The 17,426-nt window shown below is 61.9% G+C and carries 17 protein-coding genes; 10 read left to right on the top strand and 7 right to left on the bottom strand.

The window, feature by feature from the left end; translation table 11 throughout:
- Window positions 1–6 precede the first annotated feature (6 nt).
- Window positions 7–660, bottom strand: coding sequence for a hypothetical protein (locus ACN8M7_RS22635; RefSeq protein WP_490262229.1), 654 nt, complete (start codon window positions 658–660; stop codon window positions 7–9).
- 371 nt (window positions 661–1,031) lie between these two features.
- Between ACN8M7_RS22635 and ACN8M7_RS22630 the strand changes: the two genes are divergently transcribed.
- From ACN8M7_RS22630 to ACN8M7_RS22620, 3 genes are all read left to right on the top strand, one after another.
- The gene (locus ACN8M7_RS22630) at window positions 1,032–1,493 is read left to right on the top strand and encodes a YfjT/YkfB family phage-associated protein (protein ID WP_490262228.1); all 462 of its coding nucleotides are present in this window, start codon (window positions 1,032–1,034) and stop codon (window positions 1,491–1,493) included.
- A gap of 9 nt (window positions 1,494–1,502) precedes the next feature.
- On the top strand, window positions 1,503–1,805 hold the full coding sequence (locus tag ACN8M7_RS22625) for a hypothetical protein (RefSeq protein ID WP_490262227.1): 303 nt from the start codon (window positions 1,503–1,505) through the stop codon (window positions 1,803–1,805).
- 138 nt (window positions 1,806–1,943) lie between these two features.
- Window positions 1,944–2,066: a hypothetical protein gene (locus ACN8M7_RS22620; RefSeq protein ID WP_255212342.1), complete on the top strand. Its 123-nt coding sequence runs from the start codon at window positions 1,944–1,946 to the stop codon at window positions 2,064–2,066.
- A 277-nt stretch (window positions 2,067–2,343) separates the two neighbouring features.
- Here the strand turns inward: ACN8M7_RS22620 and typA are convergent, their stop codons facing one another.
- Both typA and thiI read right to left on the bottom strand, forming a co-directional pair.
- On the bottom strand, window positions 2,344–4,167 hold the full coding sequence (typA, locus tag ACN8M7_RS22615; protein ID WP_061240234.1) for a translational GTPase TypA: 1,824 nt from the start codon (window positions 4,165–4,167) through the stop codon (window positions 2,344–2,346).
- 150 nt (window positions 4,168–4,317) lie between these two features.
- On the bottom strand, window positions 4,318–5,772 hold the full coding sequence (gene thiI, locus ACN8M7_RS22610; RefSeq protein ID WP_490262226.1) for a tRNA uracil 4-sulfurtransferase ThiI: 1,455 nt from the start codon (window positions 5,770–5,772) through the stop codon (window positions 4,318–4,320).
- Window positions 5,773–6,100: 328 nt separating this feature from the next.
- On the opposite strand from thiI, the gene glnA reads away from it, so the two are divergent.
- The 5 genes from glnA to ntrC all read left to right on the top strand — a co-directional run bounded on the left by glnA (window position 6,101) and on the right by ntrC (window position 11,666).
- Window positions 6,101–7,507: a glutamate--ammonia ligase gene (gene glnA, locus ACN8M7_RS22605; protein ID WP_061240232.1), complete on the top strand. Its 1,407-nt coding sequence runs from the start codon at window positions 6,101–6,103 to the stop codon at window positions 7,505–7,507.
- A gap of 267 nt (window positions 7,508–7,774) precedes the next feature.
- On the top strand, window positions 7,775–8,338 hold the full coding sequence (locus ACN8M7_RS22600; protein WP_490262225.1) for a DUF4124 domain-containing protein: 564 nt from the start codon (window positions 7,775–7,777) through the stop codon (window positions 8,336–8,338).
- Window positions 8,339–8,343: 5 nt separating this feature from the next.
- Complete coding sequence (locus tag ACN8M7_RS22595) at window positions 8,344–8,958, top strand: DUF4124 domain-containing protein (protein WP_490262224.1); 615 nt, start codon at window positions 8,344–8,346, stop codon at window positions 8,956–8,958.
- A gap of 189 nt (window positions 8,959–9,147) precedes the next feature.
- Entirely contained in the window at window positions 9,148–10,236 is a 1,089-nt protein-coding gene (glnL, locus tag ACN8M7_RS22590; protein WP_061240229.1) for a nitrogen regulation protein NR(II), read from the top strand.
- On the top strand, window positions 10,233–11,666 hold the full coding sequence (gene ntrC, locus ACN8M7_RS22585) for a nitrogen regulation protein NR(I) (RefSeq protein ID WP_061240228.1): 1,434 nt from the start codon (window positions 10,233–10,235) through the stop codon (window positions 11,664–11,666). The genes glnL and ntrC overlap by 4 nt, the downstream gene beginning before the upstream one ends.
- Window positions 11,667–11,715: 49 nt before the next feature.
- On the opposite strand, the gene ACN8M7_RS22580 is transcribed toward ntrC, so the two are convergent.
- Together ACN8M7_RS22580 and ACN8M7_RS22575 are read right to left on the bottom strand one after the other, a co-directional pair.
- Window positions 11,716–12,363, bottom strand: coding sequence for a DUF2076 domain-containing protein (locus ACN8M7_RS22580; RefSeq protein ID WP_490262223.1), 648 nt, complete (start codon window positions 12,361–12,363; stop codon window positions 11,716–11,718).
- Between the two features lie 112 nt (window positions 12,364–12,475).
- Entirely contained in the window at window positions 12,476–12,874 is a 399-nt protein-coding gene (locus ACN8M7_RS22575) for an NINE protein (protein ID WP_061240226.1), read from the bottom strand.
- A 146-nt stretch (window positions 12,875–13,020) separates the two neighbouring features.
- Here ACN8M7_RS22575 and ACN8M7_RS22570 point away from each other — a divergent pair, with 146 nt between their 5' ends.
- Window positions 13,021–14,232: a putative DNA modification/repair radical SAM protein gene (locus ACN8M7_RS22570; protein WP_061240250.1), complete on the top strand. Its 1,212-nt coding sequence runs from the start codon at window positions 13,021–13,023 to the stop codon at window positions 14,230–14,232.
- Complete coding sequence (locus ACN8M7_RS22565; protein WP_490262222.1) at window positions 14,232–15,119, top strand: TIGR03915 family putative DNA repair protein; 888 nt, start codon at window positions 14,232–14,234, stop codon at window positions 15,117–15,119. Before ACN8M7_RS22570 ends, ACN8M7_RS22565 begins: the two co-directional genes overlap by 1 nt.
- Here ACN8M7_RS22565 and ACN8M7_RS22560 read toward each other — a convergent pair.
- Window positions 15,085–16,230 (bottom strand): PilT/PilU family type 4a pilus ATPase, encoded by a 1,146-nt coding sequence (locus ACN8M7_RS22560; RefSeq protein WP_061240224.1) that lies wholly within the window; start codon window positions 16,228–16,230, stop codon window positions 15,085–15,087. The genes ACN8M7_RS22565 and ACN8M7_RS22560 overlap by 35 nt on opposite strands.
- Window positions 16,231–16,317: 87 nt before the next feature.
- Window positions 16,318–17,352 (bottom strand): type IV pilus twitching motility protein PilT, encoded by a 1,035-nt coding sequence (locus tag ACN8M7_RS22555; protein WP_490262221.1) that lies wholly within the window; start codon window positions 17,350–17,352, stop codon window positions 16,318–16,320.
- Between the last annotated feature and the right edge of the window lie 74 nt (window positions 17,353–17,426).

Raw genomic sequence — 17,426 nt, 5'->3', positions numbered from 1 at the left:
TAACCACTACCCCACCACCGGATAACAAGCATCCCCCCACAAGGTATCCGCGCTATCCATCATCAACTCGATGATCAGCGGCACGAGCTTGCTCAGCAGGCTCGTGCAGTCCCGTAGTTGGTCGCGGTTGACCGAACCGTTCCAGGTGGCGCCGCCGTGGATCAGCTGGTTGCGCAAGGTGTACAGGCGGTTGAACAACACGCCGAGCACTGCCGGTGTGTTGCCGCTGGCCAGGGCCTGTTGCGCTGCACGTTTGCCACTGGCGAATCGGCTTTTCCAAGTCGCCTCATCGATCTTGCCGCTCTGGTGCTCCCAGAAGCTCTGAAACACGTAAGGGTTATCCAGCAGCACGCGGATGCTGCCGGAGAACTCCTGCCACACCAGTGCATCGATGCGCTTGGCTTTGTCCAGCGTGCAGAGCTTCTGCAGAAAGGCTTTGAAGGTTTCCTGCTCCGAAAGCCGCTGCTGGTCGTCGATTTCAGTCGCGTAGGCGGCGTTGAAGGCGATCCACAAAAAGATGAAGCGGCCATCTAAGTCTTCGGCCTGCTCGGCCCGGTCGAGCCAGCTCAGCGCGCGATGTACGCGCAGCCGCAAATTGGCGTGCTGGGCATCGCGCTCCTGGCGATGACGTTGTTTGAGCGCCTGAAATGACCATAACACCTCCTTGAATGATGGCCAAACCATATCAAAGGACAGCGTTCACCCCTCACTGATTTCAGTCAACCAAACAGCGCGACATGATCTGTCGCGTCCCTGCCGCAGAGTACTCCCATACCGAGCAAGGGAGATCTCGACATGCCAATTGCCCCTCAGCCCCGCACCTTTCGCTGCCTCGCCTGCAACTGGCAGGGCACCACCATTCCGTTGAGCGATTGCCTGGCGGATGGCCGCGACTGGTATAGCGCCTGCCCGCAGTGCGAAAGCGACAGCCTCGACTGCCGACTCGCAACTCGCAGCGAAATCATGAAAAAGCGGCTGAGCGACTTTCTCTGCACAGCGCACGCCTGACACCACAACCCGAGGGAAACATCATGCAAGGAAGAGTCACTCTGCTGCTAAGCAGCCTACTCGCCTGCACTGCCGCTGCCGGTACCTATGAATGGACATCCGGCTGGGGCATGGGCGTAAGCGAGTACATGGTCGATGACGGCAATGGCAACGAGCTGAACATCTCCTGCCCGGACTATGCAGAAGATGGCGGCGTGCGCGCTTATGCCACGATCGCCGGCAAGCAGTACAGCTCGGAAGAAGGTGCGATGTCGGGGGAGCGTAGTTTCGACGTGATCGTCGACGGCGAACATTACAGCAATCCCTTCTTTACCGATTGTCGCGCTTGTGGTGCCAACTTCCCAGGCTTCTGGAAGGCACTGCGCCAGGCCAACCGCCTGCAACTGGTTGCCGGTGGACGCACGATCAATCTGCCGACGACCAATATCGCCACCGTCTTCAAACCACTAGACAGTGCAGAAAACAGCTGCCGTTCGGCCTGGTAGGAGTGCGTAATGAACACACTGCAAAAAGGGTTTGGCCTGAGTACGCTGGCGCTGCTGAGTGCCTGCTCTAGCGCCCCCCCCGGATGCGCCGATGACGACTCAACCAGCTTGCTGCGCGAGATCGTTGAAGGGCATTTTCTCGAAAGCGCCTACGGCCGCCAGTTGCGCCCCATAGTCGAGTATTCGATTCGCGGCATTCGCACCGAGCAGCACGATGACAAGCTCGACAGCTATGAATGCTCGGCCACTCTTGAGTTTCACTTGGTCAGCAACCCCCGACGGGCCGAGGCAGAAACAGGATATCGAGTATGACGTGCACTCGATCGAAGACCCGGACGCCGACTTTGAGATTTCCTATACGGGGATCAAGGAGGGCATTCTGAAAGCAGCAATGGCAAAGAACATGGGCTGGAAGTAAGCCCATCGACTTGACGATAAACGGAGAATTTCATGCTGAAAAACATCCTCGCCACCATTGGCCTGGCGGTCGTTGCCAAGGCCGCTTATGAACACTACTGCGAATACCGCGAGCTGAAGCGTGCGCAGGAAGAACGCGAAGGCAAGCCCGTGTAAGAGCTTCGTCTTTCGCACAAATGCCTGTGATATTTGCGCTGGGATATTTCCCGGATTACTCCTTCGGCTAATCCAGGCTACGCACTGGCGATCCATTTTTTACCAACAGTTCGGCGCTCATCGCCCGCGGGCACGACCTAGCTCCTACAGTCATTCGTCGCGCCCTTGTCGGCGTCTGATCAGCCCTCAGAGTGGCACCTCACGCGCCCAACAAAAAGCCCCGCCAGATCGCTCTGGCGGGGCTTTTCATTTACAGCTCAAGAACCGTCGCTAAGCGTCAGGCCTTGTTGGCTTTCTTGGCAGCGCGGGTGCGCTCGCCTTCGTCGAGGATCTTCTTGCGCAGACGGATCGACTTCGGCGTCACTTCGCACAGCTCGTCATCCTGGATGAATTCCAGAGCCTGCTCCAGGGTGAAGCGAACCGGCGGCACCAGGGCGATGGTTTCGTCCTTGCCCGAAGCGCGCATGTTGTCGAGCTTCTTACCCTTGGTGGGGTTCACGCCCAGGTCGTTGTCGCGGCTGTTCAGGCCGACGATCTGACCGTTGTAGATTTCCTGGCCGTGCTCGACGAACAGCTTGCCGCGCGCCTGCAGGGTTTCCAGGGAGTAGGTCAGCGCCTTGCCGGTATCGATCGACACCAGTACGCCGTTCTGACGGCCAGACATGCTGCCCGGCTTGACGGTGTCGTAACGGTCGAAGATCGAGGTCAGGATGCCGGCGCCGTTGGTCAGGGTCAGGAACTGGTTACGGAAACCGATCAGACCGCGAGCCGGGATGTTGTACTCCAGACGCACGCGACCTTTACCGTCCGGCGACATGTTGGTCAGGTCGCCCTTACGCAGGCCCATTTCTTCCATGACCTTGCCCTGGGATTCCTCAGGGATGTCAATGGTGACGTTCTCGAACGGCTCCTGCTTGACGCCGTCGACTTCGCGGATGATCACTTCCGGACGGCCGACGCCCATTTCGAAACCTTCGCGACGCATGGTTTCTATCAGAACCGAGAGGTGCAGCTCGCCACGGCCGGAGACCTTGAACTTGTCGGCGCTGTCGCCTTCTTCAACGCGCAGGGCCACGTTGTACAGCAGCTCCTTGTCCAGACGCTCCTTGATGTTGCGGCTGGTGACGAACTTGCCTTCTTTACCGCAGAACGGCGAGTCGTTGACCTGGAAGGTCATCGATACGGTCGGCTCGTCAACGGTCAGCGGCTTCATCGCTTCGACGTGGTTGATGTCGCACAGGGTGTCGGAGATGAACAGCTGATCCATACCGCTGATGCAGACGATGTCGCCGGCAGTGGCTTCTTCGACGTCCACACGGTGCAGGCCGTGGTGGCCCATCAGCTTGAGGATACGGCCGTTACGCTTCTTGCCGTCGACGTCGATGGCCGTTACCGGAGTGTTCGGCTTGACCTTGCCGCGAGCGATACGGCCAACGCCGATGATGCCGAGGAAGCTGTTGTAGTCCAGCGCGGAGATCTGCATCTGGAACGGACCGTCGAGGTCGACGTTCGGTGCCGGCACGTGGTCAACGATGGCCTGGTACAGCGGGGTCAGGTCTTCGGCCATGGCAGTGTGGTCGAGACCGGCAATGCCGTTCAGGGCGCTGGCGTAGACGACCTGGAAGTCGAGCTGCTCGTCGGTGGCACCGAGGTTGTCGAACAGGTCGAAGATCTGATCCATGACCCAGTCAGGACGGGCGCCCGGACGGTCGATCTTGTTGATCACGACGATCGGACGCAGGCCGGCTTCGAAGGCCTTCTTGGTCACGAAGCGGGTTTGCGGCATCGGGCCGTCCTGGGCATCGACGACCAGCAGCACGGAGTCGACCATCGACATCACGCGCTCGACTTCACCACCGAAGTCGGCGTGGCCGGGGGTGTCGACGATGTTGATGCGGTAGTCGTTCCACTTGATGGCGGTGTTCTTGGCCAGGATGGTAATGCCGCGTTCTTTTTCCTGGTCGTTGCTGTCCATCACGCGCTCGTCGTTGAGCTCGTTACGCTCGAGGGTGCCGGACTGACGCAGCAGGGCGTCGACGAGGGTGGTTTTGCCATGGTCGACGTGGGCGATGATGGCGATGTTGCGCAGATTTTCGATCACTGTGTGTATCTCGATCAGAGGATTCGGTGTGTCGCCCAGCCTGGACGACAAATATGAAGAAACTGGGTTCAGCGGGCCGGACGGGGTACCCCCGTCAGCGAACGGTCGGGAGGGCGATGGCGGATACTCCCACCATTGAGCCCCGGTGTTCTATGCCGGACGATAAACGCGCACATTGGCATGCCCCTCGCTCAGCAGGTGATGGGCATGCAGGCGACTCATCACGCCCTTGTCGCAATACAGCAGGTACTGGCGGTTCTCATCCAGTTCCTTGAATTTGTTGTTCAGCGCATAGAAAGGCAACGCCTGCACCTCGATGCCGGGCACGTCCAGCGGCTCGTCTTCTGCTGCATCGGGATGGCGGATATCGATGACGATCTGCCCGGCCAGTACCTCGCGCACCTCCTCGACCTGCACGTCCTTGCCCAGCTCGTCGATCACGCGATCGATGGGCAGCTGGGTAGCGCGCTCGAGGGCACGCTCGAGGATGGCCATGTCGAATTGGGCCTCTTCTTTCTCCACGCGATAACCACGGGCCCTGGTGGTCGGGTTCACCGAGATCACACCGCAGTACTCGGGCATGTTCTTGGCGAATTCGGCGGTGCCGATCTGCGTGGCGGTGTCGATGATGTCCTGCTTGTGGCTGGCGATCAGCGGGCGCATCACCAGCATGTCGGTGGCCGAATCGATCACAGCCAGATTGGTCAGGGTCTGGCTGGAGACCTGGCTGATCGCCTCGCCGGTGACCAGCGCCTCGATCTGCAGCTTCTCGGCGACGCGGGTGGCTGCGCGCAGCATCATGCGCTTGAGGATCACGCCCATCTGGCTGTTATCGACCTTGCCGAGAATCTCGCCGACCACTTCCTCGAACGGCACGCTGATGAACAGCACACGCTGCGAGCGGCCGTACTTCTGCCAGATATAGTGCGCCACTTCCATCACGCCCAGTTCATGGGCACGGCCACCGAGATTGAAGAAGCAGAAGTGGCTGACCAGACCGCGACGCATCATCTGATAGGCCGCCACGGTGGAGTCGAAGCCGCCGCTCATCAGCACCAGGGTCTGCTCCAGCGAACCCAGCGGGTAACCGCCAAGGCCTTCGTGACGGTTGTGCACCACAAAGAGGCGCTGATCACGAATCTCCATGCGCACTTCGACTTCCGGTTTCTTCAGGTCGATGCCGGCAGCGCCGCACTCCAGGCGCAGGCGCGAGCCAACGTGACGCTCGACATCGATGGAGGAGAACGCGTGCTTACCGCCGCGCTTGCAGCGCACCGCGAAGATCTTGCCCGGCAACTGCTCGGCGTAGTGGCGCTTGCAGTGCTCGGTGATGTCGTCCAGATCACCCAGCGGGTATTCATTGACCTCAAGGAACAGACCGATGCCCGGCGTGTTGCGCAGGCGCTCGGTCATCTCGTTCAGCAGGCGCGGATCATCCAGGTCGGTCTCGACCTCGAGGTTGTCCCAGACACCGGTCACCCGCAGTTCGGGGTCAAGATCACGCAGCACGGAGCGGATGTTCTTCCCCAATTGGCGAATGAACTGCTTGCGCACTGGGCGGCTCTTGATGGTGATTTCCGGGAAAACTTTGACGATGAGCTTCATGAATAGAGCGCCCGCTTGGGGGACGAAAAAACAGGGGCGCGGATTATAGCGGAAATTGTTCAAGCTTTGACCAAAAATACTGCACCACCCAATCAATGCACCAAAATAGGTCTTAGCCATAATTTACAGCCCTTAAATGGTGCAAATATTCACACCAAATAGCCGCGCAGGCGGCGCGGTGCCTGAGTTTCGCGGCCTCTGCCCAATAAGGGGCACTGGCATGCAATTTGCTCCCTTGTGAGGCAGGTCGCCCTGAAGGACTATCCCGCCGGGCTTCACCGTATCTTCAAGGCTTATCGAAATAAGCCTTTTCCACCTGGAGGACAACATGTCTAAGGCTGTTCAACTGATCAAAGAACACGACGTGAAGTGGGTAGACCTGCGCTTCACCGACACCAAGGGCAAGCAGCACCACGTGACCATGCCGGCCCGTGACGCCCTGGACGAAGACTTCTTCGAGCACGGCAAGATGTTCGATGGCTCGTCCATCCATGGCTGGAAAGGCATCGAAGCCTCCGACATGATCCTGATGCCGGTCGACGAAACCGCCGTACTGGATCCGTTCACCGAAGAGCCGACTCTGATCCTGGTCTGCGACATCATCGAGCCGAGCACCATGCAAGGCTACGACCGCGACCCGCGCTCCATCGCCAAGCGCGCTGAAGAGTTCCTCAAAGGCACCGGCATCGGTGACACCGTATTCGTCGGCCCGGAGCCCGAGTTCTTCATCTTCGACGAAGTGAAGTTCAAGTCCGACATCTCCGGCTCGATGTTCAAGATCTACTCCGAGCAAGGCTCCTGGATGACCGACGGCGACGTCGAAGGCGGCAACAAGGGCCACCGCCCGGCCGTCAAAGGCGGTTACTTCCCGGTTCCGCCGTGCGACCACGACCACGAAATCCGTACTGCCATGTGCAACGCCATGGAAGAAATGGGCCTGGTCGTCGAAGTGCACCACCACGAAGTGGCCACTGCTGGCCAGAACGAAATCGGCGTCAAGTTCAACACTCTGGTGAACAAGGCTGACGAAGTTCAGACCCTGAAGTACTGCGTGCACAACGTAGCCGATGCCTACGGCAAGACCGCTACCTTCATGCCGAAGCCGCTGTACGGCGACAACGGTTCGGGCATGCACGTGCACATGTCGATCTCCAAAGACGGCAAGAACACCTTCGCAGGTGAAGGCTATGCCGGCCTGTCCGAGACCGCTCTGTACTTCATCGGCGGCATCATCAAGCACGGTAAGGCCCTGAACGGCTTCACCAACCCGTCGACCAACTCCTACAAGCGTCTGGTCCCGGGCTTCGAAGCGCCGGTCATGCTGGCCTACTCGGCTCGCAACCGCTCCGCCTCGATCCGTATCCCGTACGTTGCCAGCCCGAAAGCTCGCCGTATCGAAGCTCGCTTCCCGGATCCGGCTGCCAACCCCTACCTGGCCTTCGCTGCTCTGCTGATGGCCGGTATCGACGGTATCCAGAACAAGATCCACCCGGGCGATGCAGCCGACAAGAACCTGTACGACCTGCCGCCGGAAGAAGGCAAGCTGATCCCGCAAGTGTGCGGCAGCCTGAAAGAAGCCCTGGAAGAGCTGGACAAGGGCCGCGCGTTCCTGACCAAGGGCGGCGTGTTCTCCGACGACTTCATCGATGCCTACATCGAGCTGAAGGCCGAAGAAGAAATCAAGGTACGTACCTTCGTACACCCGCTGGAATACGACCTGTACTACAGCGTCTAAGCCAGCATCGCGCCGCCTGACGGCGCGTTCGAAAGCCCCGCCCGGCCCTGCCTGGCGGGGCTTTTTTCATGCCCTCAGCAGCGCACTGCACCATGCACAGCGCCTGCGCCGTCAATCACGCAGCGATGATGCGCACAGCGCACTCCGCGCAACCGGCCCGTGAGCCAAGCTGATTTGTAGCCAAACATCACAGCCATGGCGCACTGCGCTTGCCAGGAACCGATAGCAGTGCAAGGCTTAGCGCATCATCCGAGGAAGGATCGGCCCATGCGCCCATTACTCGCCTGCCTGCTGCTCGCCCTGGCCTTGCCGGCCAGCGCGCAGATCTACAAGTACACCGACGCCAATGGCAACACGGTCTTCACCAACCAGCCGCCCGAAGGCACCGCAGCCGAGAGCGTCGACCTGCCCCCGACCAACACCGTGGAGATGCAGACGCCCAGCATGCCGGCGGTCGACGACAACACCCCGGCGCAGAGCGAAGCCCCCTACTCCGTACTGAGCCTGACCGGCATCCCGGATGACGAGGCCATGCGCGCCAACAACGGCAGCTTCATCGTCGGCGTGAACATTCAGCCACGCCTGCAACCCGGCCACCAGCTGCGCCTGATTCTCGACGGCAAGCCCTATGGCCAGGCCAGCAACGTCCCCAGCCTGCAACTGAACAACCTCGACCGCGGCGAACACAGCCTGGCGGTGGCGGTCATGGCCGGTGATCGCGTCATCCAGCAGAGCAACACCGAAACCTTTACCGTGCAGCGCATCAGCCTCAACAGCCCTGCCCGCCAGCCGGCGCCACCACCGCGTCCGACCCCAAGACCTACGAACTGATCACGATGCGTGCACTGCTGTTCTGCCTACTGCTCATCACCCAAGCGGCTTCGGCTCAGGTCTATACCTACATCGACGCCGAAGGTAACCGCGTCTTCACCGACAAACCGCGTAGCAGCAATGCCGAGCCGGTGATGCTGGCGCCATCCAACAGTGTCGAGCTGAGCCAGCCCACCGCCACGGTGCGCGCGACCCCACCCGCCGTCACCAAGCAGGCCGTGCACTATCAGCTACTGCGTATTCTCGTGCCGGAGCCGGACGCATCGATCCATAACGGCTCCGGTGACATGATCGTGACCCTCACCAGCGACCCCGGCCTGCTGCCCGATCACAACTACCGACTGTTGCTCGATGGCGAACCTCAGGGCGAAGCCAGCCGCAGCCCGGTGTTCTCCCTGCAGCACGTCGACCGAGGCACGCACCAACTGGTGGCAGAAATCATCGACTCTGCCGGCCTCATCGTCGAACGTACGCCGGCGCAGCCCTTTCACATGCACCGCATGACGCTGGCGCAAAAGCGCAAGGTCAATCCATGCAAGAAGGATGAGTACGGCGTGCGCCCCGAATGTCCGCTCAAGGACAAGCCCAAGGACGACGTCAGCATCCTGCCTTTCTTCTGAAAACAGATTGCACCTTAACGGTGCAATCTGACGCACCACCTCCTAATCTCTCCCTGTTTTGGGTCGTTTTTATCGCCCCAGCCGCGCCGCTGCACCACCAAAACCTGGCAGACCGCACAAATAATGCGTCTTTTCGGGGCCTTGGTTTGCTTCTTGCATTTTCCCGCCCATTGCCGGAAAGCACTGCCTATGACCATTAACGACGCGCTGCATCGCCTGCTACTCGATAACCTGACCACAGCCACGCTGCTGCTCAACAGCCAGTTGTGCCTGGAATACATGAACCCGGCGGCAGAAATGCTGCTGGCCGTGAGCGGCCAGCGCAGCCACGGCCAGTTCATCAGCGAGCTGTTCACCGAATCACCCGAGGCACTGTCGTCACTGCGACAGGCGGTGGAGCAGGCGCACCCGTTCAACAAACGCGAGGCGGTACTGACCTCGGTCACCGGGCAGACGCTGACCGTGGACTACGCCGTCACCCCGCTGTTCAGCAAGGGCGAAACCCTGCTGCTGCTTGAGGTGCACCCGCGCGACCGCCTGCTGCGTATCACCAAGGAAGAGGCGCAGCTGTCCAAGCAGGAGACCACCAAACTGCTGGTGCGCGGCCTGGCCCACGAGATCAAGAATCCGCTCGGCGGCATTCGCGGCGCAGCGCAGCTGCTCTCACGCGAGCTGCCCAACGAAGAGCTCAAGGATTACACCAACGTCATCATCGAGGAGGCCGACCGCCTGCGTAACCTGGTCGACCGCATGCTCGGCTCCAACAAGCTGCCATCGCTGGCGATGACCAACGTGCACGAAGTGCTCGAACGGGTGGCCAACCTGATCGAAGCCGAGGCGCAAGGCAGCGTCATTCTGGTGCGCGACTACGACCCGAGCATTCCGGATCTGCTGATCGACCGCGAACAGATGATCCAGGCCGTGCTCAATATCGTGCGCAACGCCATGCAGGCCATCGCTGGGCAGAAGCACGACATGGGCCTCGGGCGCATCAGCCTGCGCACTCGCACCCTGCGCCAGTTCACCATTGGCCACACGCGCCACCGCCTGGTGGTCAAGATGGAGATCATCGACAACGGTCCCGGCATTCCGCCGGAGCTGCAGGAAACGATCTTCTATCCCATGGTCAGCGGCCGTGCCGACGGCACCGGCCTGGGCCTGGCCATCACCCAGAACATTATCAGCCAGCATCAAGGCCTGATCGAATGCGAGAGCCATCCCGGCCACACCGTATTCTCGATCTTCCTGCCGCTGGAACAAGGAGCGCCCACGCCATGAGCCGCAGTGAAACCGTCTGGATTGTCGACGACGATCGTTCCATCCGCTGGGTACTGGAAAAGGCCCTGCAACAGGAAGGCATGACCACCCAGAGTTTCGACAGTGCAGACGGTGTACTCGCCCGCCTGACCCGCCAACAGCCGGACGTGATCATCTCCGACATCCGCATGCCCGGCGCCAGTGGCCTCGACCTGCTGGCGCGCATCCGCGAGCTGTACCCGCGCCTGCCGGTGATCATCATGACCGCGCACTCCGACCTGGACAGCGCAGTGGCCAGCTACCAGGGCGGCGCCTTCGAGTACCTGCCCAAACCCTTCGACGTCGACGAAGCGGTATCGCTGGTCAAGCGCGCCTTCCAGCACGCACAGGAACAACAGAGCCTGGCCGCACCGGCAGCGCAGGCACGCACCCCGGAAATCATCGGCGAAGCGCCGGCGATGCAGGAGGTGTTCCGCGCTATCGGCCGACTCTCTCATTCCAATATCACCGTGCTGATCAATGGCGAGTCGGGCACGGGCAAGGAGCTGGTCGCCCACGCCCTGCACCGCCACAGCCCACGCGCCGCCGCGCCGTTCATCGCCCTGAACATGGCTGCGATCCCCAAGGACCTGATGGAGTCGGAGCTGTTCGGCCATGAGAAAGGCGCCTTCACCGGCGCGGCCAACCAGCGTCGCGGGCGCTTCGAGCAGGCCGACGGCGGCACTCTGTTCCTCGACGAGATCGGCGACATGCCGGCCGACACCCAGACGCGCCTGCTGCGCGTGCTGGCCGATGGCGAGTTCTACCGTGTCGGTGGCCACACCCCGGTCAAGGTCGACGTGCGCATCATCGCCGCCACCCACCAGAACCTGGAAACCCTGGTGCAGGCCGGCAAGTTCCGCGAAGACCTGTTCCACCGCCTCAATGTCATCCGTATCCACATCCCGCGCCTGGCCGACCGCCGCGAAGACATCCCGACCCTGGCCAACCACTTCCTCGCCCGCGCCGCGCAGGAACTGTCGGTTGAACCGAAGCTGCTCAAGAGCGAGACCGAGGATTACCTCAAGCACCTGCCGTGGCCGGGCAACGTGCGCCAGCTGGAAAACACCTGCCGCTGGATCACCGTCATGGCCTCGGGCCGCGAGGTGCACGTCGACGATCTGCCGCCAGAGCTGTTGACCCAGCCGCAGGACGCCGCACCAGTGACCAACTGGGAACAGGCCCTGCGCCTGTGGGCCGACCAGGCCCTGGCCCGTGGCCAGTCCAACCTGCTCGACACCGCCGTGCCCGCCTTCGAACGCATCATGATCGAGACCGCGCTCAAGCACACCGCAGGCCGTCGCCGCGACGCCGCGCTGCTGCTGGGCTGGGGTCGCAACACCCTGACGCGCAAGATCAAGGAACTGGGCATGAAGGTCGACGGCGGGGATGACGACGACAGCGACGACTGAGTCGTCAGGTGGCTGAGCGCAGCATAGGCGCTGCGCTCGGCCACAGTGCTTAACTGAAAAAGCTGTCGTCACCCGCGTCGAAGAAGTCGCTGCCATCGAAGTAGCTGTCATCGCCGAAGTTGTCGCTGGATGAGCCAGCATCGAAACTGCTGGGTTCCTGCATCGGCGGCGCTTCGACCACCTCGACGATTTCCGTCGGGTTGCCGTGATGAAACAGCCCGCCGAGCATCTCGGCCATCATCATGCCGCCCGCGACACCTGCAGCGGTCTGCACTGCCCCACGCATGAAACCACCGCCCTGCCCCGGCAGCGTAGCCGGCTGCTGGCGCGGATCGCTGGCGGCAGCCCCCTGGGAAAAACGCGTTTCACCCCAGCCTGCCGGTCGCGCGCTCGACTGCGGCTGCGCCTCACGTGCGCCTGTGCCGAACAGCCCGGACAGAAAGCCGCCGCTGCTCGGCCGTTGCTGCTGCCTCTCGGCCAGTTGCGCCTCCAGCTCCTTGACCCGCTGATCCTGACGCTTGAGCGCCTCTTCCTGGATCAGGATGGTCTGCGCCATGTAGTAGGGCGCGGCGGGCTGGCGGGAGACATGTTCGGCGATATACGCATCGGCCTCGGCATCACGCGCGCAGCTCTGCCGCTCGGTATCGTGCAGGCGCGAGAACAGGCCATCGATCAGGGTTCGCTCTTCGGAATTCATGGGTGCCTCTTCTACTGCAAGGTGGCACGTCCCTGTAGGGAAAATTCCTCGCGAGACGGGCGCCTCGCTCTGCTGCGTTTGAGCGAGGCGCCAGGGCACAGTTCCCTGCAGCTCAGCCGCGCCGAGCGTTGCTGATGGAAATTTGCGTATTGAGGGTCCAGAAGTCGTAGAGCACGCCGACCAGGAACAGACCGCCAGTGAACAGATAGATGATCCCGGTGATCCACTTGCCCTGGTACATGCGGTGCACGCCGAACACGCCAAGGAAGGTCAGCAGAATCCACGCCACGTTGTAATCGGTTTCACCCGCAGTGAAGCGCAGGTCGGCCTCGCGATCCATTGCCGGGATCAGGAACAGGTCGATGATCCAGCCGATGAAGAACAGCCCCAGGGTGAAGAACCAGATGGTCCCGGTTACCGGCTTGCCGTAGTAGAAACGGTGCGACCCGAGGAAACCGAAGATCCACAGCAGGTAGCCGATCAGCTTGCTGTGCGTATCCTGTCGTTGCATGGCTAACTCCTTGTGCGAGATACAGCTCAGACGCTGCGTGCCGGGATAAGGTTTCACGAGCAGCGAGGTGGCGCAACACAGGAATGGCTTGATAGCTGCACGACGCCCATATACTGTATAAAAAACCAGTACAGATGTCGCCCGCCATGCAACTGATCGAGAAACTCACCATCCTCGCCGACGCGGCCAAGTACGACGCCTCCTGCGCCAGCAGCGGCGCGCCAAAGCGCAGCTCCAAGGGCAAGGACGGAATCGGCTCGACCAACGGCATGGGTATCTGTCACAGCTATACGCCCGACGGCCGCTGCGTGGCGCTGCTCAAGGTCCTGTTGACCAACTTCTGCCTGTACGACTGCCAGTACTGCATCAACCGCCGCTCCAGCGACGTGCCCCGCGCGCGCTTCACCCCCGAGGAAGTGGTGACGCTAACCCTGGACTTCTACAAGCGCAACTGCATCAGCGGCCTGTTCCTCAGCTCCGGCATCATCCGCTCGGCCGACTACACCATGGAGCAGCTGATCCGTGTCGCCAAGCTGCTGCGTGAACAGCATCAGTTCCGCGGCTACATCCACCTCAAGACCATTCCCGATGCCGCGCCGGAGCTGATCGCCGAGGCAGGTCTGTACGCCGACCGTCTCAGCGTCAATATCGAGCTACCCACCGAGACCAGCCTGCTACGCCTGGCGCCGGAAAAGAACGTCGGCAGCATCCACCAGGCCATGCACACCATTCATCTTGGCGAGCGCGAGGCCAGGGAGGAGCACCGCGCGCCGCGCTTCGCCCCGGCCGGGCAGAGCACGCAGATGATCGTCGGCGCCGATGCCACCGACGACAGCACCATCCTGCACAACGCCCAGAGTCTCTATCATGACTACCGCCTGCGCCGCGTCTATTACTCGGCGTTCAGCCCGATTCCGCAGAGCCCGAAGACGGTGCCCTTCGAAGCGCCACCGCTGCTGCGCGAACACCGCCTGTACCAGGCCGACTTTCTCATGCGCGGCTATGGCTTCAGCGCCACGGAGCTGCTCGCCGGCCCCGGCAACCTGGCCCTGGACATCGACCCCAAACTGGCCTGGGCCCTGGCCAACCGCGAACAATTTCCGGTCGACCTGGACCGCGCCGACGAGTCGCTGATCGCCCGCGTACCCGGCATCGGCGTGCTCAGCGCCAGGCGCCTGGGTGCGCTGCGGCGTGAACGACGTATCCGCTACGAGGACCTGACCCGCCTGCGCTGCGTACTGGAAAAGGCCAAGCCCTTCATCGTCACCCAGGATTACCGGCCGCCGCGGGCAGAGCACGAGTCCGTGGTCTTGCGCCAGCAACTGCGCGACACCCCGGCGCAGATGGCGTTGTGGTGATGCACAGCCTGCGCTTCGACGGCACCTTCGCTACCTGGCGCCAGGCCGCGCGCCGAGCCCTACTGCAGGGCCTGGCGCCACACCAGTTGCAGTGGCTGGACGAAGAAGCAGCGCCTGGGCTGTTCGATCAAGCGGCCGAACGCGCACCGCAGCCCAATGGTCGTCTGCGTGTCTCCCCCGAACTGCTCGACTTGCTCGAGAGCGCCGCACAGTACCGTGGCGATGAACGCTGGAGCCTGCTCTATCGCGTGCTCTGGCGCTTCGTGCAGGGTGAGCGCAGCGCCATCCTGGCCGGCGATCCCGACGGCAGCGAACTGCAGCGGCGGCTCAAGGCCGTGCGGCGCGAGGCGCATCATCTGCATGCCTTCGTGCGTTTCCAACCCTGCACGGCAACAGGCGCACCGGACTTCGTCGCCTGGTTCGAACCGGCACACGACATCCTCGCCGCCGCCAGCGGTCACTTCGCCGAGCGCCTGGGCAAACACAGCTGGCTGATCGCGACCTCGCGCGACGGCGTTTACTGGGATGGCCAACGCCTGCAGCATGAGCGGCGCTGCCCAGTGCAATGGCAAGCCTGGGCACAACAACCCGAGAATGACGGCCAGGCGCTGTGGCGTGCCTACTACGGCAGCACCTTCAACCCGGCGCGACTCAATCGCACGGCGATGCAGCAGCATCTGCCACTGAGATTCTGGAAGCATCTGCCGGAAGGGCCGCTGATTCCGCAACTGATGAGCGAGGCGCGCGCCGGAGCGCAACGCGATGGCCAGGCATTGGTGCTGGCCGGCAGGAAGGGCAAACGCATCGCCCAGATACAAGAAGGGGACGCACCGCGTCCCCCGTCCGGCAACCTCAGCGGAAGCGACGCCCCGGATCTTCCTCGCTGACTTCCAGTGCCAGGCCCTGGGACATGCTGGTCAGGTGATCGCCGTCGGTTTCCGAGCCGAGCTTGATCATCAGGCGCAGGTCGTTGGCCGAATCGGCGTAGAGCAGCGCATCTTCGTAGGTGATCTCGCCCTGGGTGTAGAGGTTGTACAGCGCCTGGTCGAAGGTCTGCATGCCCTGCTCGGTAGAGCGCTTCATCAGGCTCTTGAGTTCATGGACTTCGCCCTTACGGATCAGATCGGCAGCCAGCGGGGTATTGATCAGCACCTCGATCACCGCGCGGCGGCCCTTGCCATCCGGAGTCGGTACCAATTGCTGGGCAACGATGGCCTTGAGGTTAAGCGACAGGTCCATCCACACCTGGTTCTGCCGATCCGCCGGGAAGAAGTTGATGATGCGGTCCAGTGCCTGGTTGGCGTTGTTGGCGTGCAGGGTGGCCAGGCACAGGTGGCCGGTCTCGGCGAAGGCCACGGCATGATCCATGGTCTCGCGAGTCCGCACCTCACCGATGAGAATCACGTCTGGCGCCTGACGCAGGGTGTTCTTCAGCGCCACCTCGAACGATTCGGTGTCGATGCCCACTTCACGCTGGGTGACGATGCAGCTCTGGTGCTGGTGGATGTACTCGATCGGGTCTTCGATGGAGATGATGTGGCCGCTGCTGTTCTTGTTGCGGTAGCCGATCATCGCCGCCAGCGAGGTGGACTTACCCGTGCCGGTGGCGCCGACGAACAGCACCAGGCCACGCTTGGTCAGCGCCAGCTTCTTGAGGATTTCCGGCAGCTTGAGTTCATCGATGGTCGGGATGGTGGTCTCGATCCGGCGCAGCACCATGCCCACCAGGTTGCGCTGGTAGAAGGCGCTGACCCGGAAACGGCCGATGCCGCGCGCGCTGATGGCGAAGTTGCACTCGTGGTTTTCGGCAAAATCGCGGCGCTGAGCCTCGTTCATCACGCCCAGCACGGTCTCGCGGGTCATTTCCGGCGACATGGCGTTCTTGGTCACCGGCATGATCTTGCCATTGACCTTCATCGACGGCGGTACGCCAGCGGTGATGAACAGATCGGAGCCGCCTTTTTCGACCATCAGGCGCAATAGTTTTTCGAATTCCATCGTCGGTCTCGCCAATCAGCTGCACGCCCGTTACAGGCCCTGAACGGGCCCGGCGACTGCCGGCGTGCGGCGCAGTCGCTGCGGCTTTTAGAAGTTCTCGGGGCTCTTGGCCTTTTCGCGCGCACTGTCGCGACTGACCAACCCCTTGGATACCAGCGTCTTCAGGCAGGCATCGAGGGTCTGCATGCCCAGCGCGCCGCCGGTCTGGATCGCCGAGTACATCTGCGCCACCTTGTCTTCGCGGATCAGGTTACGGATCGCCGGTGTACCGATCATGATTTCATGCGCCGCCACACGACCGCCGCCGACCTTCTTCAGCAGGGTCTGCGAGATCACTGCCTGCAGCGATTCGGAAAGCATCGAACGCACCATCGACTTCTCCTCGGCCGGGAACACGTCGACCACGCGGTCGATGGTCTTAGCGGCAGAGGTGGTGTGCAGGGTGCCAAACACCAGGTGACCGGTTTCCGCGGCGGTCAGCGCCAGGCGGATGGTTTCCAGGTCACGCATCTCGCCCACCAGGATGATGTCCGGGTCTTCACGCAGCGCCGAGCGCAGTGCCTCGGAGAAGCCGTGGGTATCGCGGTGCACCTCACGCTGGTTGACCAGGCACTTTTTCGATTCGTGAACGAACTCGATGGGGTCTTCGATGGTGAGGATGTGGTGATACTTGTTGCTGTTGAGGTAGTCGAGCATCGCCGCCAGGGTGGTCGACTTACCGGAGCCCGTAGGGCCGGTGACCAACACCAGGCCGCGCGGCACGTCGGTGATCTTGCGGAACACCTCGCCCATGCCCAGGTCTTCCATGGTCAGCACCTTGGACGGAATGGTACGGAACACCGCACCGGCACCACGGTTCTGATTGAAGGCGTTGACCCGGAAGCGCGCCACGCCCGGCACTTCGAAGGAGAAGTCGGTCTCGAGGAACTCTTCGAAATCCTTGCGCTGCTTGTCGTTCATGATGTCGTAGATCAGCGCGTGTACCTGCTTGTGATCCAGCGGCGGCAGGTTGATGCGGCGTACATCGCCGTCGACGCGGATCATCGGCGGCAAGCCAGCCGAGAGGTGCAAATCCGACGCGCCTTGCTTGGCGCTGAAGGCGAGCAGCTCAGTGATATCCATGGGACTCCCCAATTACAAGCAAGCAGGTAGAATGCCGCGATCCCCTGGAGGCTGTTTACAAAGCGGCGAGCACA

Source organism: Pseudomonas spartinae (assembly GCF_965197125.1).
In the GTDB taxonomy this organism is placed as follows: Bacteria; Pseudomonadota; Gammaproteobacteria; order Pseudomonadales; family Pseudomonadaceae; genus Aquipseudomonas; species Aquipseudomonas composti_A.
Note: the sequence above shows the minus strand (reverse complement) of the source record. Positions and strands in the feature narration are given on the sequence as shown.